21 protein-coding genes are annotated in these 20793 nt (G+C 36.5%); 14 read left to right on the top strand and 7 right to left on the bottom strand.

Going from position 1 to position 20793, the window contains the following annotated elements; all coding sequences use genetic code 11:
• Positions 1 to 2: 2 nt before the first annotated feature.
• The 7 genes from PFY09_RS05560 to PFY09_RS05530 all read left to right on the top strand — a co-directional run bounded on the left by PFY09_RS05560 (position 3) and on the right by PFY09_RS05530 (position 6064).
• On the top strand, positions 3 to 1142 hold the full coding sequence (locus tag PFY09_RS05560) for an efflux RND transporter periplasmic adaptor subunit (RefSeq protein ID WP_271161731.1): 1140 nt from the start codon (positions 3 to 5) through the stop codon (positions 1140 to 1142).
• 645 nt (positions 1143 to 1787) lie between these two features.
• Positions 1788 to 2174 carry a hypothetical protein gene (locus PFY09_RS05555; protein WP_271161730.1) on the top strand — a complete coding sequence of 129 codons (387 nt, stop codon included), beginning with the start codon at positions 1788 to 1790 and terminating at the stop codon, positions 2172 to 2174.
• A gap of 75 nt (positions 2175 to 2249) precedes the next feature.
• The gene (locus PFY09_RS05550; protein ID WP_271161729.1) at positions 2250 to 2693 is read left to right on the top strand and encodes a thioredoxin family protein; all 444 of its coding nucleotides are present in this window, start codon (positions 2250 to 2252) and stop codon (positions 2691 to 2693) included.
• An 11-nt stretch (positions 2694 to 2704) separates the two neighbouring features.
• A complete protein-coding gene (locus PFY09_RS05545; protein WP_271161728.1) occupies positions 2705 to 3631 on the top strand; it encodes an FAD:protein FMN transferase in 927 nt (308 codons plus the stop codon).
• An 84-nt stretch (positions 3632 to 3715) separates the two neighbouring features.
• Positions 3716 to 4072, top strand: coding sequence for a DUF4266 domain-containing protein (locus PFY09_RS20885; protein WP_456298857.1), 357 nt, complete (start codon positions 3716 to 3718; stop codon positions 4070 to 4072).
• 35 nt (positions 4073 to 4107) lie between these two features.
• Positions 4108 to 5298 (top strand): DUF3570 domain-containing protein, encoded by a 1191-nt coding sequence (locus PFY09_RS05535; protein WP_271161727.1) that lies wholly within the window; start codon positions 4108 to 4110, stop codon positions 5296 to 5298.
• A 70-nt stretch (positions 5299 to 5368) separates the two neighbouring features.
• The gene (locus tag PFY09_RS05530) at positions 5369 to 6064 is read left to right on the top strand and encodes a VIT1/CCC1 transporter family protein (RefSeq protein WP_108409206.1); all 696 of its coding nucleotides are present in this window, start codon (positions 5369 to 5371) and stop codon (positions 6062 to 6064) included.
• A 373-nt stretch (positions 6065 to 6437) separates the two neighbouring features.
• On the opposite strand, the gene PFY09_RS05525 is transcribed toward PFY09_RS05530, so the two are convergent.
• Entirely contained in the window at positions 6438 to 7205 is a 768-nt protein-coding gene (locus PFY09_RS05525) for a methyltransferase domain-containing protein (RefSeq protein ID WP_271161726.1), read from the bottom strand.
• 459 nt (positions 7206 to 7664) lie between these two features.
• Positions 7665 to 8135 carry an Lrp/AsnC family transcriptional regulator gene (locus PFY09_RS05520; RefSeq protein WP_271161725.1) on the bottom strand — a complete coding sequence of 157 codons (471 nt, stop codon included), beginning with the start codon at positions 8133 to 8135 and terminating at the stop codon, positions 7665 to 7667.
• Positions 8136 to 8278: 143 nt separating this feature from the next.
• On the opposite strand from PFY09_RS05520, the gene PFY09_RS05515 reads away from it, so the two are divergent.
• The 5 genes from PFY09_RS05515 to PFY09_RS05495 all read left to right on the top strand — a co-directional run bounded on the left by PFY09_RS05515 (position 8279) and on the right by PFY09_RS05495 (position 12430).
• Complete coding sequence (locus tag PFY09_RS05515; RefSeq protein WP_271161724.1) at positions 8279 to 9661, top strand: MFS transporter; 1383 nt, start codon at positions 8279 to 8281, stop codon at positions 9659 to 9661.
• A gap of 118 nt (positions 9662 to 9779) precedes the next feature.
• Positions 9780 to 10220 (top strand): hypothetical protein, encoded by a 441-nt coding sequence (locus PFY09_RS05510; RefSeq protein WP_087708097.1) that lies wholly within the window; start codon positions 9780 to 9782, stop codon positions 10218 to 10220.
• Between the two features lie 79 nt (positions 10221 to 10299).
• Positions 10300 to 11046, top strand: coding sequence for a metallophosphoesterase (locus PFY09_RS05505; RefSeq protein WP_271161723.1), 747 nt, complete (start codon positions 10300 to 10302; stop codon positions 11044 to 11046).
• 54 nt (positions 11047 to 11100) lie between these two features.
• Positions 11101 to 12069, top strand: a complete 969-nt coding sequence (locus PFY09_RS05500; protein WP_271161722.1) for a Fic family protein — start codon at positions 11101 to 11103, stop codon at positions 12067 to 12069.
• Position 12070: 1 nt separating this feature from the next.
• Positions 12071 to 12430, top strand: a complete 360-nt coding sequence (locus tag PFY09_RS05495) for a hypothetical protein (protein ID WP_271161721.1) — start codon at positions 12071 to 12073, stop codon at positions 12428 to 12430.
• Between the two features lie 60 nt (positions 12431 to 12490).
• Here the strand turns inward: PFY09_RS05495 and PFY09_RS05490 are convergent, their stop codons facing one another.
• The 5 genes from PFY09_RS05490 to PFY09_RS05470 form a co-directional block, all read right to left on the bottom strand.
• Positions 12491 to 14752: a glycoside hydrolase family 3 C-terminal domain-containing protein gene (locus tag PFY09_RS05490; RefSeq protein WP_271161720.1), complete on the bottom strand. Its 2262-nt coding sequence runs from the start codon at positions 14750 to 14752 to the stop codon at positions 12491 to 12493.
• A 263-nt stretch (positions 14753 to 15015) separates the two neighbouring features.
• Positions 15016 to 15828, bottom strand: a complete 813-nt coding sequence (gene metQ, locus PFY09_RS05485; protein ID WP_271161719.1) for a methionine ABC transporter substrate-binding lipoprotein MetQ — start codon at positions 15826 to 15828, stop codon at positions 15016 to 15018.
• A 270-nt stretch (positions 15829 to 16098) separates the two neighbouring features.
• Positions 16099 to 16755 carry a methionine ABC transporter permease MetI gene (metI, locus tag PFY09_RS05480; RefSeq protein WP_271161718.1) on the bottom strand — a complete coding sequence of 219 codons (657 nt, stop codon included), beginning with the start codon at positions 16753 to 16755 and terminating at the stop codon, positions 16099 to 16101.
• Positions 16748 to 17776, bottom strand: a complete 1029-nt coding sequence (locus tag PFY09_RS05475; protein ID WP_271161717.1) for a methionine ABC transporter ATP-binding protein — start codon at positions 17774 to 17776, stop codon at positions 16748 to 16750. The genes metI and PFY09_RS05475 overlap by 8 nt, the downstream gene beginning before the upstream one ends.
• 14 nt (positions 17777 to 17790) lie before the next feature.
• Positions 17791 to 18792: an EamA family transporter gene (locus tag PFY09_RS05470; RefSeq protein WP_271161716.1), complete on the bottom strand. Its 1002-nt coding sequence runs from the start codon at positions 18790 to 18792 to the stop codon at positions 17791 to 17793.
• A gap of 591 nt (positions 18793 to 19383) precedes the next feature.
• Here PFY09_RS05470 and PFY09_RS05465 point away from each other — a divergent pair.
• On the top strand, positions 19384 to 19680 hold the full coding sequence (locus PFY09_RS05465; protein ID WP_271161715.1) for a GNAT family N-acetyltransferase: 297 nt from the start codon (positions 19384 to 19386) through the stop codon (positions 19678 to 19680).
• Positions 19681 to 19721: 41 nt separating this feature from the next.
• Positions 19722 to 20750: a pirin family protein gene (locus PFY09_RS05460; protein WP_333781138.1), complete on the top strand. Its 1029-nt coding sequence runs from the start codon at positions 19722 to 19724 to the stop codon at positions 20748 to 20750.
• Positions 20751 to 20793: the final 43 nt, after the last annotated feature.

Genomic DNA, 20793 nt, shown 5'->3' with positions numbered 1-20793 from the left:
AAATGAAATCAATTTCAATATATACCCTATTAATCAGCTTTTTTGTATTCATTCAATGTAAAAAAGAAGAAGCTCCCAAACAGGAAAAAAGCCTCCCGAAAGACGAAAATGTAGTGACTTTAACCGATGCTCAGTTAAGAAATGCACCGATAGAAACAACCACACTTTCGTTACAGAATATCGCTTCCACCCTGAAATTAAACGGGATGATCGATGTTCCGCCTCAAAATCTTGTTTCTGTAAGCATTCCGCTTGGTGGTTATCTGAAATCCAGCAATCTTCTTCCGGGAATGCCGGTTTCCAGAGGTCAGGTGATTGCCGTGATCGAAAATCCGCAGTTTATTCAGCTTCAGCAGGATTATTTAATGGCAAGATCCAAAGCACATTTTGCAGAACTGGATTACAACCGTCAGAAAACCCTGAACCAAAGTCAGGCAAGCAGTGATAAAGCCATGCAGCTCGCTCAGTCTGAAATGAACAGCCAGAGAATTCTGATGAATTCATTGGCGCAGCAGCTCAGACTCATCAATATCAATCCGGAATCTTTAAAATCGGGAAGCATTACGAAAAGTGTTCCGGTGTACAGCTCTATCAATGGTTTTGTAAGTAAAGTGAATGTGAATATCGGGAAATATGTAAATCCTTCGGATGTGCTTTTTGAGCTTATTAATCCCGATGACATTCACCTGAATCTTAAAGTGTACGAAAAAGATTTGGAAAACCTGAAAAAAGGGCAGCGTTTCGCAGCATATACCAATGCCGATCCGGGCAAAAAATATTATGGGGAAATTCTTCTCATCAGTAAAGATATCAGTCAGGGCGGTTTGGCGGAAGTTCACTGCCATTTCGATAAATACGATCACACGTTGGTTCCGGGAATGTACATGAATGCCGAAATTGAAACCAGCACCTCTTTTTCCAACGCGGTTCCGGAAGAAAGCATCGTGAATTTTGAAGGCAAAGACTTTGTGTTTGTTGAGGTAAAAAAACAAACGTACCGATTGACTCCGGTGACTTTAGGCGAAACGGAAAACGGTTTTATCCAGATCCTTAATTCTGATGATTTTAAGAATAAAAAGATCGTGACCAAAAATGCCTATACGCTTTTGATGAAGCTTAAAAATACGGAGGAAGAGGAGTAAAATATTAAGTTTAAAGTAATCTGATATCATTATTCGTCAGTTAAAAATGTAAGTCTGTTTAAATTTTTTATTTAACCGCAAAAGAAAAAAGATGGAGTAAACTTTTGAAGTAGCTTAGGGTAAAATAGCTTTGCTCCTTTAGGAGCAGAATCTGTGTAGAAAAGAATGAGTGTATCAATCAATCCGTAGGATTGATATCTGTAATACGATAAATGTTCTAAAGATAGCGTTCCTACGGAACGCCGAACGTACTCATAGTATGATTTCTACACAGATAAAACTCCATAGAGTTTTCTAACATTTTGCTTTAAAGAACTTTAATTTAAGAGCTTATTTAATATTGCTAAATAAAAGTTTTATAGCTTTTCTTAATTTTCTAAATTAAATAAACTTGTTTATTTTTAAATTTAATGTTAAGAATTTCAGTTAGTTAAGTTGATTGTAATGAATTAATCAATAAATTGATTTTTATTAAGCTTAAAAAACTTAATTCTCTTAATGGTAAAAATAAAATCTAAGCAGCCTCTAAACAAATTTATAATTTAAACAATATACTAAAGCTGAACAATTTATTGAACATTTTAGCGTTATAATCAGGATTAATTTAAAATCATTCTTAACAGAAGATTTTATACCTTTGATTAGGTGAAAAAGTTGGTTTCCATATTGTTACTATCCTTATTCTTGGTTTCTACAACCGAGCTGTATCAGCTTTTGAAGATTCCTACTCTGGTAGAACATTACTGGGAGCACAAACAACTTAATCCGGAAATGCCGCTGATTGCGTTTTTCAGAGCACATTACGATCATCCTGCAAAAGACGGAGATTACGGTAAAGACAGAAAACTGCCGTTTGTAATTCATTCTGCACCGCTTACTTTGGTTTTCACTATCAATCCGGGCTTTTATTTTGAAACAAAAACGGAAAATTTCGGATCACTGAAATCGCATAAAATTCCTTCAAAAGACGAAGATTTCTGCTACAAAGGATTCGCGGGATCTGTCTGGGAACCACCAAAACCGATTGCTTAATTCATTTACCTTTTTTTGATTTTATTTAATCAAAATCCATCATTTATTATCAAAATCATTATAAAATTTAAAATAATGAAAACAATATTATCAGCCATTCTTATGGTTGTATTATCCGTTGGTTTCCACGCACAAAACAGACTGGAAAGCGCAAAAAAAACGGCTGCAGAAAACAAAGAATTCATTCTGCTTAACTTTTCCGGTTCAGACTGGTGTATTCCCTGCATCAAGCTTCATAAAAATATCATCGAAACAGAAGATTTCAAAAAACTGGAATCCGATAAAGTGATCGTTTACATCAATGCCGATTTCCCGAGAAATAAGAAAAATCAGCTTTCTGCCGATCTGAAAAAAGAAAACGCTTCTCTTGCCGATGCATACAATAAAAAAGGCTTGTTTCCGTATACGCTTCTATTAAATTCAGAAGGGAAAATCCTGAAAAGCTGGGAAGGACTGCCTTCAGAAAATGCATTGGCTTTCAGTAAAGAAATCAGGGAAATCAGAGAAAAACAAAAATAACAGAAAAAGAGATGCTTAGAGAATTCAAAAGACCTCAAAAACTAATGGGGAACGCTTTTGAAATTACCGTTGTAAGTAATGATGAAAAATCCGCTTACGATCATATTGACGCCGCTATTGATGAAATCCGGAGAATCGAAAAACTGCTGACAACCTTCAGCGATGACAGTCAGACTAATCTCATTAATCAAAATGCGGGAATAAAGCCTGTAAAAGTAGACCGTGAGATTTTTAACCTCATTGAAAGAAGCTTACGAATCAGCAAAATTACAGACGGTTACTTCGATATTTCTTACGGCGGAATCGATAAAAGTTTCTGGAATTTCGACCGTGAAATGAAAGAGCTTCCTAATCCTGAAAAAATAAAAGATCATCTGAAACTAGTTAATTATCAGAATATTATTCTCGATGGCGACAATCAGACGGTTTTTCTCAGAGAAAAAGGAATGCGCATCGGTTTTGGCGGAATCGGGAAAGGATATGCCGCAGAAATGGCAAAAAGAATTCTCATGGAAAGAGGCGTAAAATCCGGAATTGTAAATGCTTCGGGCGATTTAACGACCTGGGGAAATCAGGCTGACGGAAAACCCTGGACCGTAGGAATCGCTGATCCCGACAATGCAAAACAGCCTTTTTCTTATATGAATATCACCGATATGGCGGTCGCAACTTCAGGAAATTATGAGAAATTCGTGGTCATCAACGGTAAAAAATATTCTCATACCATCAATCCCAAAACAGGAATGCTTATTTCCGGTGTAAAAAGTGTTACCGTATTTTGTCCCAATGCAGAAATTGCTGACGCAATGGCGACTCCCGTCAGTATTATGGGAATTGATGCCGCACTCGGTATGATTAACCAGATCAATCATCTGGAGTGTATCATCATCGACGATGAGGACAGAATTTATTCATCTCAAAACATTAATTTAAAATAAAATACTTTGTTTATCAGAACAAAATCCTCAGTATCTGATTCATACTAAAGCAATTAAATCAACTTTAAAAACAAATCAATACAAATGGCAGACCTTATAAAAAACAGTCAGAAGCTTTTCGGATATTTATTTGGGCAGCTTTCACCGTCTTCCACTCCCGCTTTTTTGCTCGTTCCTCACAAAAAGAGCTCCGTTCAAGCCGGGCTGCGAAGATTCAACAGTTTAAATTACAAAACCATTGCAGTTCTTTCGATAGTAACAATTCCTTTGCTGAATTCCTGTACCACCGTAAAAGAATACGAAAAAAATAAACTCAACGATGCCGAAATGGTTCTCGGAAACCGAACCATTGAAAAGACCGAACTGAGCTTTCAGTCTTACAGAGAGGGTTCTTCAGGAGCCAATGCCGGAAAAGTGGGCGGTGGTTGCGGATGCAATTAAGAAAAGAGAATGGTAAAAATTTAATGTGATCTACAATGAAAAAAATAATCATAAGTGTTGTTGCTCTTTTCGGAATATTTAATGCAAAAGCACAGGAAAACACAAATAGCGAACAGCCCAAAAAGCTGACTTTTGATGAAGCTAATTTAGTTTCAAGTTACTACAAACAGGACGGAAACAATTCTGCCGTTACAGGAGGAATCGGTTCAGAAAAACTGACCGATGTTTCCAACACGATTGATGTAACGATGGTGAAATACGATAAAAAAGACCGCAAAAATAAATTCAATGTAAGTGTCGGGATCGATCATTATACTTCCGCATCTTCGGATATGATTGATCTGAAAGCCAATTCATCGGCTTCGCACGCAGACAACAGAATTTATCCTGCATTAAGCTGGAGTCGAGAGAATACCGAAAAAGGTACCACTTTAATGGCGGGTATTTCTACCTCTTTCGAATTCGATTATACCTCTTACGGGGCAAACATCGGGTTTTCACAAAAAACGAAAAACAGAATGGGAGAGTTTACGGCTAAATTTCAGACCTATCTGGATCAGGTAAAATTGGTCACTCCAATCGAACTGAGAACGGGCAGCAATACGGGAAAAGAACATGATGATTACGGAACCAGCGGAAGAAATACCTTTGCTTTATCTTTGGCGTACTCACAGATCATCAATCAGAATTTTCAGGTTGAATTTCTTGCGGACGGAGTTCAGCAGACCGGATATTTAAGTTTACCTTTCCACAGAGTTTACTTTAATGATAAATCGGTTCATCAGGAAGCTTTGCCGGATAAAAGATTTAAAATTCCTTTGGGAGTAAGAGCCAATTATTTCTTGGGAGACAAAGTGATTCTGAGAGCGTATTACCGTTATTATACCGACGATTGGGGCTTGAAATCCAATACTTTCAGTCTGGAAACGCCTGTAAAGATTTCTCCGTTTGTTTCGATAAGTCCTTTCTATCGTTACTATTCTCAGACTGCAGCTAAATATTTTGCGCCTTATCAGCAGCATACCGCTTTTGACGATTTCTACACCAGTAATTACGATCTGTCAAAATTCGACAGCCATTTTTACGGAGCAGGAATCAGAATCAGTCCGAAGAACGGTTTATTCGGCGTAGAACGACTGAATATGCTGGAAATACGGTACGGACATTACACGAAATCCATCGGAATGAAGTCTGATATTATTTCGTTAAATTTAAGGTTTAAATAAAAAATCAGTTTAATTTTGACTTGTTAACACATTTAGCAAGTCATTTTTTTTAACTTAAAAACTAAAGCATATGCATCATCAGTTGGAAAAACATTATGTAAACAGAGTAGGCTGGCTTCGTGCAGCGGTTTTGGGTGCGAATGACGGATTGTTATCAACTACAAGTATCGTTATTGGTGTTGCCGCTGCTTCACCGGACAGAAATACAATTGTCCTTGCCGCACTTGCCGGAATGATTGCAGGAGCCATGTCTATGGCTGCAGGAGAATATGTATCGGTAAGTTCGCAGGAAGATACCGAAAAAGCAGATCTCCTTCGCGAAAAGCGGGAACTTGAAGAAATGCCCGAAGTTGAACTTCTGGAGCTGGCTAAAATCTACGAAAAAAGAGGCGTAAGCAAAGAAACTGCTTTGAAAGTGGCTACAGAACTTACGGAACACGATGCTTTGGCAGCTCACGCTCATGACGAACTGGGAATTAATGAAATTACTCAGGCAAAACCGTTACAGGCTGCATTGGCTTCATTCGGTTCTTTTGCTTTGGGGGCTTTACTGCCGTTTTTTGTATCGCTTTTGGCTCCTTTAAAAGAAATGGTTTATTTTCAGTATGGTTTTTCCATTGTATTTCTGATGATTTTGGGTGCCATTTCAGCAAAAACAGGAGGCTCAAAAATAGGAATCGCTGTTCTCAGAATTTGTTTCTGGGGAACTGTTGCGATGGGAATTACGGCTTTAATAGGGCATCTTTTCGGTGTTACGGTAGCTTAAATTTGTTTAAATAAATTCAGAATTAACCGCAAAAGTTGCAAAAGATATTCATACAGCGATTATTACAATTTTTAAAGTTCTCAAAAGAATAAAAATCAAAGATTTTTAAAAACTAGTGTGATCTTTTTTATTTTTAATCACCAACTTTAAATGAAAGTTTAGTTGATCTTTTTTGACTTTTGCGGTTAAATAAAAAGTTTAAACAGATCTATAGTTAATGAATTGAAAGGCTGTCTCAAAAATTAAATTATTTGACATTTGTCATTCTGAGAACAGTTAAAAATATCTAAAAACCAGATGGTTAATATTCTTTACTGAGTTTTATTTCTTTCAGAATAACATTTTTGAGACAGCCTTTTATTTTTTACAGAAATTAATTTTTCCTTCCATACATTAAAATTCTTTTGAAAGAATAAATTGCCGGAAGTTTAGGGAAATTTTTCTGAATTCTTTGTTTAAATTCTGTATTAAAAGTTTCCTGCTCATCCTCCGAAAGTCTTTCCAGATAGGGAATGAGTGCAGATCCCGAAATGAAATTAAATAGCGTTTCATGATCTTCCGCGATGATGGGATACACCTTTTGAAATATGTTTAAATCATCAATTCCGTTTTCGAATAGAATTTGTGCATATTCGTCGATGGATAAAACAGAAGAAGGACGGTTCCATCCGTTTAATTGTGTTCGGAAAGGTTCCTCATTCGACATTTCAGACAAAATCTGATTGAGAATATTTCCCGGCTGATAAGGCATTTGGATTGCAAGTTGTCCGTTACAGTTCAGTTTTGAAATCAGTTTTGGGAATAATTCATGATGATTATCAGACCACTGCAGAGCCGCATTGCTGAAGATCAGGTCCCAGTTTTCATCACTTTCCAAAATTTCTTCTGTTGTCGCCTGTCTGAAATGGAGACGAGCATTTTTAAGACTTTTTGATTGCTCAAGCATTTCGGCAGAAGAATCTATTCCGATAAATACAGCTTCGGGAAATTTTTCAGCTAATATTGCAGTCTGTTCACCCGTTCCGCATCCCAAATCGATTGCCTTCATTGGTTTTTCATCTTTGATTAAATCTGAAAGATCAAAAAAAGGTTTATAGCGAATGTTTTTAAACTGATTGTAAATTTCAGGATTCCAACGCATGATTTTGTTGATTTAATGTAACTAAATTTACGAAATTATACATTGACAGCACATAAAATAGCCTCTTAGTTTGTATTCAGATGAATGAAGGATCTAAAAGTAGCGAGAAAAAAATCGAAAAATGCGTGCTTAGATCCTTTCAGGATGACCAATGTGGAGGAAAGTTGGGCGTTTTCAAACACAAAGTTTTTTTTATGATGGTGATTATTTAAGGAAGCAAAGTTATGCAGATTTCATCTGTGATGAAGCGTGCGGTTTAGCTTCCGTCTTGCTTTGCTTATTTTTTTAATTTCTAATACTTCGCTTAGATCCTTTCAGGACGACAAATACTAAGCAAAATAATCATGGCAAAATTACTCAATTGCTGAGTGAAACACCCTTGTGAACGAAAAATATTCACAACAATTTTAAAAATATCTTTGTTGTCTTTCCGTTAAAAATAATTTGCAAGAAAAATCACTACAAAATCTGGAAACTTTCCTTAATGCTGTTCATCACAAAAATACTTTTCGTCTGTCCGATTCCTTCAATCTCAGAGAGCTTGTTCACGAAAAATTCATGAAATTCATCCATATTCGGAGCGAGAATTTTCAGCATAAAATCGAAATCTCCGCTGATGTTGTAGAACTCAACCACTTCTTTCAGTTTTCCTACTTCCTCAATGAATTTTCCTGCGGTTTTTTTGTTATGGACATTCAGAGCAATCATACAGATTACCATCATACCTTTATTCACTTTTTTGCGGTCGACAACGGTGGTATATTCTTTAATGATCCCCAGTTTTTCCATCCGTTTAATTCTTTCGTGAGTAGGAGTGGGACTCAGATTAATTCTTGCCGCAATATCGCGGACGCTTAATTTCGCATCTTTCTGTAAAATTCTGAGAATGGAAAGGTCTTTTTCGTCGGGTGTATAATTTTCTGTTGCCATCTGTTCTGTTTTTGAAGAATTAATTTCAAATATAAGACTATTTGTTCTTTTTTAAATTGAATTAAATTAAATATGTTCTTAATTTTAGTTTAAATTTTCATATACGTTCTATTAATTTTAATTTTGCAGCATAATTGAACTATATGGAGAGAAAGAATTTGATATTGATTTTAGCATCGGTAGGAACATTTGTGGAGGCTTTGGATATTGCCATTATCAATCTCACAATTCCTTCTATTCAACAGCAATTCGGGATTGGTGCAGAAACCGTACAATGGCTTCAGACACTGTATGTGTTATTTTTCGGCGGTTTTCTGATTATAGGCGGAAAACTCTCCGATCAGCTCGGAAGAAAGAACATATTTCTTTTGGGATTATTCCTTTTTATGCTGACTTCTCTGGGAGCGGGTTTGTCTGAAAGCTTCGGAACTTTAGCTATTTTTCGTGCTTTACAGGGATTGGGAGCGGCTTTTATTATGCCTTCGGCAATGTCGATTGTGACGAATACTTTTAAAGAAGATCAGGAGAGAAACCGTGCGATAGGGATTTTCAGTTCTTTTGCTGCGATTGGTTCCGGAAGCGGACTTTCTTTGGGTGGAATCATCAGTACGTATCTGAGTTGGCATTGGGTTTTCTTAATCAATGTTCCGATTCTTTTCATCACGTTGATTTTCGCCTATCAGTATCTTCCGAAAGATGAGAAAGGGATGTCCCACAAAACAGATCTTCTGTCGGGAATTTTATTGGTTTTAGGTTTACTGAGCTTGACATACGGAACGCATGAACTGGTTCACATCAAGGAACAGACTTTATTGGTTGCAGGTTCGTTAATTTTGGCGGTTATTTTACTGGCTTCTGTCGTTTTCCGTTTAAAATCGGTTTCCCAACCATTGATTGATTTAAAATTGTTGAAACATTCTTCTCTGGTAGTTTCCAATCTGGCTTTTGTGGCTTTAGGCGCTTTTTTCATCGGATTTTTGTTTTTAATTTCGCTGATGTTGCAAAAAGATATGAATCACAGTGCGGCTTCGGCGGGACTGATGTTGGTTCCTTTCAGCATTATGTCGGCTTTGGTAGCTAAATTTATCCTTCCTCATGTTGCCAAAAGATTAAATTCTTCCCAGATGGGAATTTTGGGCTGGATTTTCATGTTAAGCGGAGCTTTGGCGTTGTTGGTTTCCATTTATTTCGGGCATCCTTTGTCAATGGTTTTACTAGGTGCAGCATGCATTTCAGGAATAGGGATGACGTTTTGTTTTACCGCTTTGTCTGTCTTGGGAATTCAGGATGTAAATCCTTCCTCTTACGGAGTGGCTTCGAGTTTGAGTTCTACAAGCTATTTTTTAGGCGCAGGAATCGGGTTGTCTTTTATGACGTTGATGAGCCAGATTTTTCCTTCTGAACTTGCTGTTGGAAATTTAAGTCTGATTATTCTGATCGGCTATGCCGTTTTTGCACTGACAATGCTGTGCTATTTTATCTTTAAAAATATAAAAATAGCGGAATCTGAAATCGCTGTTTCGTAAACTGACCTACTTTAAACTAAATTATATATTGAAAGAATCGGCAAATTTTGTCGATTCTTTTGTTCGTAATTAAATTAACAATAAGTTTATTTTTATATTAGCTTATAAAAGATAATAAATGAAAAAAATGTTCACTTTAAGAGGAGTAAGTAAAACAGGAAAAACAACAAAAGTTAAGCTAATAGCTGAATGGATTTCTAATAATTACCTCAATAAAGAATTTGATCTTAAGAAAGGTGATATATGTACTGTTTTCGAAGTTGATAATTTGTATATAGCTTTCGTCAGCGCGGGAGACGATATAAATCAAGTAAAAAAAATTAATAATTTATTAAAAGAATATGAAAATATTGATATTGTAATCAATGCTTGCAGAACTCGTGGGGCGGGGCGAAAATATCTTGAAGGAAATTTTAACAAAGAAAAAGGATGGTTGGTGAAAAATATTTTTGTGAAAAAGTTAGGAAAGGAAATGATTGAGGAACAAGAAATAAGAGATAGTAAGATCTTGGAAGAGCTTAAAACTTGGTTAACTGGAGTAAAGAAACTTGAAAAGTAAAGCATTTAACTTTATAAGTATTTCAAAGTTAGTTAATAAAGTTTTTGTAAATTTTAATATATGTCATCTTTTTAGCACCATGAAAATACAAATCATCAGTGATCTGCATCAGGAATTCGGAATGTCGGAATTATCTTTTGATCATGCCGATGTCGTTGTTTTGGCGGGAGATGTTAATTTGGGAACGAAAGGAATTGAATGGATCAAAACAAAAATTCCCAATAAACCTGTGATTTATGTGTTGGGAAATCATGAATATTATAAAGGTTCTTATCCTAAAACGTTAAATAAAATAAAAGCTGCCGCAGAAAATTCCAATGTTTTTGTGCTGGAAGACGGTTTTGCAGATATTGATGGGATTCGTTTTCATGGTGCAACGTTGTGGACGGATTTTTCTATTTTCGGGGATCCGAGATATTACGGATTCGTCTGTCAGCAAGGAATGAACGATTATAAGAAAATTAAAAGAGATCCTTCTTATTCCAAGATGAGGTCGATAGATATTTATAAAATTCATCAGTTTTCGAGATTGTGGCTAAAAGAAAGTCTTGAAAATTCAAAGGGCATGAAAAATATTGTAGTGACGCATCATGCGCCAAGTTTACAGTCGAGCCCGGAACAGTTCAAAAATGATCCGCTGACTTCCGCATACGTTTCCAATCTGGAAGATTTTATTCTGAAATATCAACCGCTGTATTGGATTCACGGGCATATTCACACGCCGAAAAGATACAAAATAGGAGAGACGGAGATTATTTGTAATCCGCATGGTTATATTTCGGAAAAGTATAATGGATTTGAGAGGGAGTTGATTGTGGAGATTTAAAATAGTTCAACAAAAAATTATATCTTTGATACTATCAAATGATACTATCATATTTTGAAACCGCCTTACATTATTACCGAAAAAATATTAAAATTGGTTGCTTCTATTTCAGAGAAAATAGGAGAAATTAATGCGAATCATCTTTATAAGCCGAATACTGAACTGAGAAAGAAGAACAGGATTAAAACGATTCAGTCTTCTCTTGAAATTGAAGGCAACACGCTTACGGAAGAGCAGATAACTGCTCTGCTGGATAATAAACGGATTATTGCTCCTGCGAAAGATATTCTTGAAGTTCAGAATGCAATAAAAGTCTATCATGATCTTAGAATTTTTAACCCCAATAAAATTAAAGATTTAGAGTTGGCTCATTCTATATTGATGAAGGATTTGGTCGCAAACGCAGGAAAATTCAGAACAACCAATGTGGGAATTGTAAAAGGTTCAAAAGTTGAACATCTTGCGCCGGGTGGAGCTATGGTAAAAGGATTAATGAATGATCTTTTTAAGTATTTAAAGAACGATCAGGATTTAATCTTAATTAAAAGCTGTGTTTTTCACTATGAATTTGAGTTTATACATCCTTTTGTCGACGGAAACGGAAGAATGGGAAGACTTTGGCAGACATTGATTTTGATGCAGCAATATCCTGTTTTTGAATATTTGCCGGTAGAAAGTCTTATTAAAGCAAATCAGCAGGAATATTATAATACACTTTCAGAATCTGATAAAGCGGGGCAGTCTACTCCTTTTATTGAGTTTATGTTATCTGTAATTTTACAGTCTTTGGAACAGGTTCTGCAATCTCAAAATATTAATTTAAGCACGAAAGACAGAATATTTTTATTTAAAGAAAAAATTGGAAATAGAAAATTCAGCAGAAGAGATTATCTCCAAAATTTTAAAAATATTTCGGCACCTACGGCAAGCCGCGATCTGAAATGGGCTGTTGATGAGAATATTTTGGTGAAATCCGGTGAACAGAGATTGGCGGAATATCGTTTCATTGAATTAAAATTATAATATGACAAAGAAAATATTCTTTTTGGGAATAGTAATTTTTATATTGTTTTTATTTAATTATTTTATGGAAAATAGAACGGATAAAATACATTCTGATAGATTTAATGATTTTAACCGGTGTGATTTGAACGGAATTATTTTAGATTTCTCAACAAATCGAAGAGATACTGAAATAAAATTGGATAATGATACGGTTAATTTTTTTCCTGTTACAAGTAATTTAAATAACAATAATATCTTTGGATTCACAGCCAACAAGGGCGATAGTATTATTAAAAAGGCATTTAATGATACATTAATACTTAAAAAATCAAATGGAAAGATTTTTAAATATACTTTTTTAAAGTCATCAGATTTATAGATTTTGATAAAAAAGAGCCCTTACAAAAGGACTCTCCGTTTTAGAAATATATAAGTAAGATTACTTTAACGTAAACTTCACCTTCGTTTTTATGGCATCGGAAGAATTACCGATCTGTGCTTCAAAATCTCCCGGTTCTGCAACCCAGTCATGTTTTTGGGGATCGAAGAAACTTAAAGCAGATTGATCAATGGTAAACGTTACTTCTTTTTCTTCTCCCGGATTCAGATACACTTTTTCAAAACCTTTTAATTCTTTAGCAGGTCTTTCAACGGACGATTTAAGGTCGGAAATATACAGTTGGGCAACTTCCGCTCCTGCTCTTTTCCCTGTATTTTTCACAGAAACCGTAAACGTGATTTTATCATCCTGAGACATCGTTATTTTATCAGCTTTGGCTTTTCCAAACTCGAAAGTGGTGTAGCTTAAACCATGTCCGAAACTGAATAAAGGCTTGATTTTTTTCGTATCATGCCATCTGTAGCCCACAAAAATTCCTTCATTGTATGCAATATTGATCGGGTTTTTCTGATCTTTTCCTTTATCTGCTGCCAATTCCGCTTTATTTCCGGGATATTCTCCCAACTGATGCGCCGAATTGTCTTCCAGTTTCACAGGGAAAGTGAAAGGCAGTTTTCCTGATGGGTTTGCATCACCTGCTAAAACCGAAGCAATAGAATTTCCAGCCTCAGAACCCAAATACCAAGCCTGAACAACAGTCGGAACTTCTTTAATCCACGGCATTGCCACCGCATTTCCGGAAACCAGAACAACCGCAAGGTTTTTATTCGCCTTTGCCAATGCAGCAATTACATTGTCCTGATTGTAAGGTAATCCGTAACTTTTTCTGTCGTTCCCTTCACTGTCCTGAAAATCAGCTTTGTTTAATCCACCGACGAAAATAACGTAATCAGATTTTTTTGCCAGTTCTACAGCTTCGTTTAATAATTCGGCTTCAGAACGGCTGTCTTTCAGATCCTGTCCGGATTTTACCCCATTGTATTCTCCGCCAATGTCTCCCACATAACCTCTTGCGTATTGTACGTCCGACTGTTTCCCGAATCTCGCTTTAATTCCGTCTAAAGGAAGCGTTTCGTATTTCACTTTTAATGAAGAAGAACCACCGCCAACGGTCATGATTTTAATAGCATTTTCCCCGATTACAGCAATCTTTTTAGCTTTATTCAGATCAATCGGAAGAATATTTCCCTGATTTTTCAACAATACAATTCCTTCTTCCCCGATTTCTTTTGCAATAGCTTTATGCTCTTCAGAAGCAATATTTCCGAAAGGCTTGCTTCGGTTCATTGTTGTTTTATACGCAAGATTTAAAAGCCTTGAAACCTTATCGTCCAACTCTTTTGTTCCTACTTTTCCTGACTTAATTAAATCTAAATAAGGCTTTGCCAGATAATAATTGTCGTAAGCATTTTTTGTGCCTGCCGAAAGTCCGTTTGTCCAGCTTCCGAATTCCAGATCCAGTCCGTTGTGGATGGCCTGTTCGGTATTGTTAACAGCACCCCAGTCGGAAACCACGACCCCTTTATATTTCCATTCACCTTTTAAAATATCATTCAGAAGATATTGGTTCTGGCTCGCATACTGACCTTTGTACATATCATAAGCTCCCATGATCGTCCAAGAATCACCTTCTGTTACAGCCGCCTTAAAAGCCGGAAGATAAATTTCGTATAAAGCTCTGTCGTCCACTTTTACATTGCTTGTATGACGGAACATTTCCTGATTGTTCAGGGCAAAATGCTTCACAGAAGTTGCCACACCGTTGGATTGTACTCCTTTGATGTAAGGAACCACCATTTTTGAAGTCAGATAAGGATCTTCACCCATATATTCGAAGTTTCTTCCGTTGAGTGGAGTTCTGTAAATATTAACTCCCGGTCCCAGAAGAATATCTTTTTTTCGGTAACGGGCTTCTTCACCCAGTGCTTTACCGTAATTCCAGGACATTTTTTTGTTCCATGTCGCGGAAAGTGCGGTTAAAGCAGGGTAGGCGATAATAGAGTCGTTTGTCCAGCCTGCCTGATTCCATTCGTCCCACATCACTTCAGGGCGAACTCCGTGAGGTCCGTCCGTCGTCCAGAATTCAGGAATTCCCAATCTCGGAACACCCGGTGAACTGAATTTTGACTGTGCATGAAGCATCGCCACTTTTTCTTCCAGAGTCATTCTGGAAAGTGCATCTTTTACCCGTAATTCCACAGGTTTGGATTCGTCTAAATAAACAGGAAGCGGTGTATTTTGAGCCATATAAGAAGCAGAAATAAATGTGAATAAACTTACAATGGCGGTTTTCTTAAACATAAAAAGCCTTTTTTGATTGGAAACAAAAATAGCAAAAAATTTTATTATCTCAAATTGAGAAAATAAAATTTAAATAAATAATTTTTAATAACCCGTGATTTGAAAATAAAAAAGACATCATTTCAAAAAACTGAAACAATGTCCAAATATATAATAATAGACTTTTTTAAAATATCAATAGTGAATTGTCAATAGTGAATTGTCAAGGATGAATTCTGCGGCATTATGAAAGAATTCTCTATTAACCATTCACCATTCCCAAATCAGTTCCAGCCTTTTACAGCACCGCCTTTGAAAATTTCTTCTGCCTTCTTCACTACTTCGTCAGACTCATAAGCTTTTACGAAATTTTTTACCTTTTCGGACGTCTTGTTATCTTCTCTTGAAACAATTACATTTACATAAGGAGAATCTTTATCTTCTTTAAAAATTCCCTGTTTATCGGCATCCAGTCCTGCCTGAGCCGCAAAATTATTGTTGATAATGGCAATCACCACTTCTTTATCATCCAACACTCTCGGCAGTTGCGGCGCTTCAATTTCAAGGATATTTAACTTTTTAGGATTGGCAACAATATCTGTTAATTTGGGTAATAATCCGATGCCGTCTTTTAATTTCAGCAACCCGTTTTTCTGTAAAAGAAGTAAGGAACGACCGCCATTGGTAGGATCATTCGGAATAACGATGGTACTTCCGTTCTGAAGTTCATTAATACTTTTAATTTTCTTTGAATACGCAACGATAGGGTAGACAAAAGTATTTCCTACAACCGCCAGTTTATATCCTCTCTGTTTGGACTGTTCGTTTAAATAAGGAACGTGCTGAAAAGCATTGGCATCAATATCGCCGTTATTCAGAGCTTCGTTGGGAACCACATAATCGTTAAAGGAAACCAGTTCTACTTCAAGATTGTATTTTTCCTTCGCTACTTTTTTCGCCACTTCGGCAATTTCCTGTTCCGGTCCTGAAGTTATTCCCACTTTTATAAAGTTCGGATCCTCTTTTTTGGATGAATTACAGCCGGTAAATGCTAACAAACCTGCAGCTAAAAAACTTAAAATCTTTATTTTTTTCATTGTAAATTATTTTCTTTTAAAAAAAGGGCGAAAAGCAAAAAGGTTAGATTTTTTAAATTCTTTAATAAATAAAATATGGCTTTTACTCCTTTTTGCTGATTTTCGCCCGATTGATGGCTGAAATTTTCAAACCATCACACTATTTCACATTCACACTCATCACATTATTTTCAAAATACACTCACACACTCTCTCACTCACACACTCTCTCACTCACACACTCTCAAACACTCACACCCTCCAACTCAAAAACACTCACACTAAAAAAACTCAACGATGATCAAATCTCTTCGCCAATCGGTCTCCTGAAAACTGAATGATAAAAACAATCGCAACCAGCAATCCCAACACAAGATTCATAATCACGGCATCATAACCGATGTAGCCGTACTGATAACCAATCTGTCCCAATCCTCCGGCTCCGACAGCACCTCCCATCGCAGAATAGCCCACAAGCGTAATTAAGGTAATTGTTGCATTATTAATTAAGGAAGGAAGTGCTTCCGGTAACAATATTTTTCTGATGATCTGAAACGGACTTGCTCCCAAAGCTCTTGCGGTTTCAATTAAACCATAAGGAACTTCCAGTAAGCTGTTTTCTACCAGTCTTGCAATAAAAGGAGCCGCTCCGATGCTTAATGGAACCAAAGCTGCGTTTACTCCAATTGATGTTCCCACCAGACATCTCGTGAAAGGAATCATCCACACAATTAAAATAATAAAAGGAATAGAACGGAAAATATTCACCAGAACAGATAAGATTCTGTTATACATTACATTTTCCAAAAGCTGTCCTTTCCGTGTTAAAAACAATAGAATTCCGACAGGCAAACCCAGAACAAATCCGAAAAACCCCGAAACAAACGTCATAAAAACCGTCTCCCAAATTCCCTTTGATAAAAGAGAAATCACTGTATCACTAAGCATATCCTCTTACCGTATTTTGAATTTTATTCTGATTGAAATAATAAATTGCCTGCTGATTTTTCTCCTCTTCTCCCTGAAGCTGAAGCAATAGCTTTCCAAAATTGGAATCGCCTAAATATTCAACATCCGCTTTCAGCAGTTTGTATGGAATTTTATATTTATCGTAAACAATGGAAAGCAGTTCTTCCACCGATATATTTTCATTAAGCTCTACTTCCACCAATGGAAATAATCCGTCTTGTGGCTCTTGCTGTATTTTTTTATTCAGTTCCTGTGGTATCGTCATAACACTAGAGTTTAAAAATTGTTTGATGATAGGATTCTCTTTGTTCGAGACAATCTCGCTTAAAGTTCCTTTAATTAATAGTTGACCTTTGTCGATAACGGCAACATGGTTGCAGACCGTTTTGATGACTTCCATTTCGTGCGTAATCAGCAAAATCGTAATTCCAAGTCTCTGGTTAATATCCCTCAACAACTGCAAAATCGATTGCGTAGTTGCAGGATCGAGCGCACTCGTCGCCTCATCACAGAGCAGGAGATAAGGATCATTTGCTAAAGCCCTTGCAATGGCAACCCTCTGTTTTTGTCCTCCCGAAAGACTTTTAGGATAATCATGAGCTTTATCTTCCAGTCCTACGATTTTCAGCAGTTCATTTACTTTTTTATTAATTTCAGTTTTGCTGACATGATCCAGCTCTAACGGAAGCGCAATATTTTCAAAAACAGTTCTCGAAGAAAGCAGGTTAAAATGCTGAAAAATCATCCCGATCTTTTTCCTTTCCTGTGCCAATTGTCTCGAATTTAATTTCGTAAAATCCTTTCCGTTAATCACAATTTCACCGCTGTCAGGTTTTTCAAGAAGATTCACCGTTCGGATTAAGGTGCTTTTTCCCGCTCCCGAAAATCCGATGATTCCCACAATATCGCCCTGTTCAATCGTCAGGCTTACATCATTCAGCGCCTTAAACGACTGTTTTTTCTGATGAAATGTTTTTGAAACATTCTTTATCTCTATCATTTTTTACTTAAATTTTATATTGGCTGATAAGGTCTTGCGTTTTTGTTCACGTGTCTTATCACTCTTCTTATTTTCACTTTAGACCGCTTGGAAAGCTTAAAATATTTAGTCACATTCGTTAAAAGAACTCCGGCAAGAATAACAATCAGTCCGTAAAACTGGTTGATGTTAATGGTCTGATTTGCAACGATCCAACCCGCAATTACAGTAACAATAGGATTGATGTAAGTATGCGTGCTTACCAAAGCGGCAGGTTTTACAGACAAAAGCCAGATATACGAAAGATAAGCGATAATCGATCCGAATACAATAAGGAAAAACAATCCTAACCAGGCGTTTAACGGTACTTTTATGATTGAAAAACCAGTCCATTCATTTCTGAAAAATGCAATAATAAAAGAAGCAATACCGGCAGTAATAAGCTGTTGGGCAATATTCATAAAAGTTGAATGGCCAGCCGGATTTTTTTTGGAATAAAGAGATCCTAAAACCCACGCTACGGAACTTAAGCCCAGAACAACAAATGCAATTACCCTGATTGAAGCATCTGCCGTTTGTATATGTGAACCGGAACCACTTACACTTCCGTTAAGAAATAAAATAAGTCCTGCAAACCCGATCACCAAACCTAAAGGAATAAACTTATCCGAGAAATAATAACTCCAGTTTTTCTTATCAATGGCGATAAACCAGAATGGTCCGGTTGCAATAGCGATGGCTGCTTCAGAAGCAGTTACATATTGTTCTCCCCACGCAACCAATCCCGTTCCTCCCGTAAGGATGAGAATTCCGGTGATGGCATTTTTTTTCCAGTTGATGGCAGAATTGGCTTTTTCACCTTTTACGAGCAGATATCCGATCATTATTATTCCTGCGCCCAAAAATCTGAACCCCGAAAGAATAAAAGGCGGAAATCCGTTTAACCCGAAAGAAATGGCGAGGAAAGTAATTCCCCATATTAAATAAATATTGGTGAAGGCTATAGGAATCAGCCATTTGTTTTTATTAGTATTCATGATATTTTTTAATGTTGTTTTTAAAATAAAAAAGGCTCTACAACGTGGTAAAGCCTTTAGAAATATGTCATATAAAAGTAAGGTTAACCACAACAGGAATGAAGCATAGGCATACAGCAATACATCATCATAAAATGATTAATATGTTTTCTTACGCTGCTGTTCTTGAATTCTGCTTTCATTGTATTATTATATCCTGATTACGGTTGCAAATATAAAACATATTTTTTTATTAGTCCACTAAAAAAGTAGACTTTTTAGAAAATAAATTGATCTCTTGTTTTTAATGTTTTGATTTTTAATGATTTAATTTTTGAAAATACTATCAATTCACCTTTAATTTCGCTCAAAAAAGCCGAATAATAGCTTTAAACTTCCTGTTGATGTTCCGAAAATCAAGCCTCCGCTGCGTGTAACCCCTTCGCAAACGAAAAATTTACAACGATAAAGACAGAAAATTTATGTTCATCACGTTAAAAAAAATTCACGGCTTATTTCAGTTTAATCAAAATAAAACCGATTTATTATCATACATCATGATCCGGCAAATTCAGGCTGCCTAATTTTACATCATCATTAAAAATCAAAATTATGGAAAGAACAGAAGTTGTTTTAGGAAATGTAAGAGGAGAGATTCAGCTTTTCTCAGACGATAAAAAAGCAGGAAAAATGGACATCTCTATCATTGGAGATAAATTAACGGTATACCATACGGAAGTAAACGAAGAATTTGAAGGCAGAGGATTTGCAAAGATCCTGCTGGAAAAACTGGTGTCCTATGCAAGAGAACATCAGCTCAAAATTGTTCCGTTGTGTCCGTATGTTCATGCCCAGTTCAAACGCCGTCCCGACGAATACAGCGATGTATGGTTCAAAGAAGAACTGTAAAATTTTAAAATTGTAAACCATTAACTTTTAATTGAATCAAAATGAAAACACTGAACTTTTTGGTAATCGGAAAAAATGTCGAAATTCTTGCAACCTTACAAAGAATTATCGAAAAAAATGATGGATGGAAGGCTGAAATTCTGAGTGATGAAAGCAAGAGCGAGGATTTTATCAAAAATAATCCCGTCGATATTGTTTTGCTGAGTTCCGGTCTGGAAGAGCAGTTCGAAAAACAGATCAGTGTTTTTTGCAGAAATTTTGATGAAAATATAAAAGTAATAGAACATTACGGCGGCGGAAGCGGATTGCTGTTCAACGAGGTGGAAAACAGTTTTGCAGCAGTAAAAAAGCCTGAAAACAGAGTAGTGCACCGCGCAGATTCAAGAGGGGTAACCAACGAACAGTGGCTGGTCAGTAAAAAGACCTTCAGCTTCGGAGAATTTTATGACCCCGAAAAAATGCAGTTCGGCGCCTTAAGAGTGCTGAATGATGATACCGTTGAAGCCGGAAAAGGCTTTGGAACGCATCCTCACGACAATATGGAAATCATCAGCATTGCACTGGAAGGAACCCTGATCCATCATGACAATCTGGGAAACCATAACGAAATAAAAGGCGGCGAAATTCAGGTGATGAGCGCCGGAACAGGATTAATGCACAGTGAATTCAGTAAAGATGAAGGCGATTTGGTTAAATTTCTGCAAATCTGGGTCTATCCCAATAAAAGAAATGTCACACCGCGATACGACCAGATGAAACTCGACAGAAAGAAAAGCCAAAACAGATTTCAGCAGATCCTTTCACCCGATCCTCAAGACGACGGAATATGGATTCATCAGCAAGCATGGTTTCATCTCGGAGATTTTGAAAATACGGCTGAAACCCAATATCAGATGAAGAAAAAAGGAAACGGCGTCTACGTTTTCATCATCAAAGGAAGCGCAGAAATTGAAGGACAGCAACTCGAAGAAAGAGACGGCTTCGGAATTTGGGATATTTCCGAATTGAACATAAAATCCACATCAGAAAACACTGAGATTCTTCTCATGGAAGTTCCGATGGAAGTGTAGTGATATCGTGTGAATTGTTTTGAAGCTCTCTTTTTTAAGGGAG

The sequence above is a fragment of the Chryseobacterium gambrini genome, assembly GCF_027920505.1.
Classification (GTDB): Bacteria; Bacteroidota; Bacteroidia; order Flavobacteriales; family Weeksellaceae; genus Chryseobacterium; species Chryseobacterium gambrini.
This window is presented reverse-complemented; position numbering and strand designations above follow the sequence as displayed.

Coding starts and splice junctions, on each gene's coding strand:
- PFY09_RS05510 (WP_087708097.1), top strand. CDS start 9,780: ATGAAAAAAATGTTCACTTTAAGAGGAGTAAGTAAAACAGGAAAAACA.
- PFY09_RS05535 (WP_271161727.1), top strand. CDS start 4,108: ATGAAAAAAATAATCATAAGTGTTGTTGCTCTTTTCGGAATATTTAAT.
- metQ (WP_271161719.1), bottom strand. CDS start 15,828: ATGAAAAAAATAAAGATTTTAAGTTTTTTAGCTGCAGGTTTGTTAGCA.
- PFY09_RS05490 (WP_271161720.1), bottom strand. CDS start 14,752: ATGTTTAAGAAAACCGCCATTGTAAGTTTATTCACATTTATTTCTGCT.
- PFY09_RS05475 (WP_271161717.1), bottom strand. CDS start 17,776: ATGATAGAGATAAAGAATGTTTCAAAAACATTTCATCAGAAAAAACAG.
- PFY09_RS05550 (WP_271161729.1), top strand. CDS start 2,250: ATGAAAACAATATTATCAGCCATTCTTATGGTTGTATTATCCGTTGGT.
- metI (WP_271161718.1), bottom strand. CDS start 16,755: ATGCTTAGTGATACAGTGATTTCTCTTTTATCAAAGGGAATTTGGGAG.
- PFY09_RS05465 (WP_271161715.1), top strand. CDS start 19,384: ATGGAAAGAACAGAAGTTGTTTTAGGAAATGTAAGAGGAGAGATTCAG.
- PFY09_RS05505 (WP_271161723.1), top strand. CDS start 10,300: ATGAAAATACAAATCATCAGTGATCTGCATCAGGAATTCGGAATGTCG.
- PFY09_RS05525 (WP_271161726.1), bottom strand. CDS start 7,205: ATGCGTTGGAATCCTGAAATTTACAATCAGTTTAAAAACATTCGCTAT.
- PFY09_RS05520 (WP_271161725.1), bottom strand. CDS start 8,135: ATGGCAACAGAAAATTATACACCCGACGAAAAAGACCTTTCCATTCTC.
- PFY09_RS05530 (WP_108409206.1), top strand. CDS start 5,369: ATGCATCATCAGTTGGAAAAACATTATGTAAACAGAGTAGGCTGGCTT.
- PFY09_RS20885 (WP_456298857.1), top strand. CDS start 3,716: ATGGCAGACCTTATAAAAAACAGTCAGAAGCTTTTCGGATATTTATTT.
- PFY09_RS05560 (WP_271161731.1), top strand. CDS start 3: ATGAAATCAATTTCAATATATACCCTATTAATCAGCTTTTTTGTATTC.
- PFY09_RS05460 (WP_333781138.1), top strand. CDS start 19,722: ATGAAAACACTGAACTTTTTGGTAATCGGAAAAAATGTCGAAATTCTT.
- PFY09_RS05495 (WP_271161721.1), top strand. CDS start 12,071: ATGACAAAGAAAATATTCTTTTTGGGAATAGTAATTTTTATATTGTTT.
- PFY09_RS05545 (WP_271161728.1), top strand. CDS start 2,705: ATGCTTAGAGAATTCAAAAGACCTCAAAAACTAATGGGGAACGCTTTT.
- PFY09_RS05515 (WP_271161724.1), top strand. CDS start 8,279: ATGGAGAGAAAGAATTTGATATTGATTTTAGCATCGGTAGGAACATTT.
- PFY09_RS05470 (WP_271161716.1), bottom strand. CDS start 18,792: ATGAATACTAATAAAAACAAATGGCTGATTCCTATAGCCTTCACCAAT.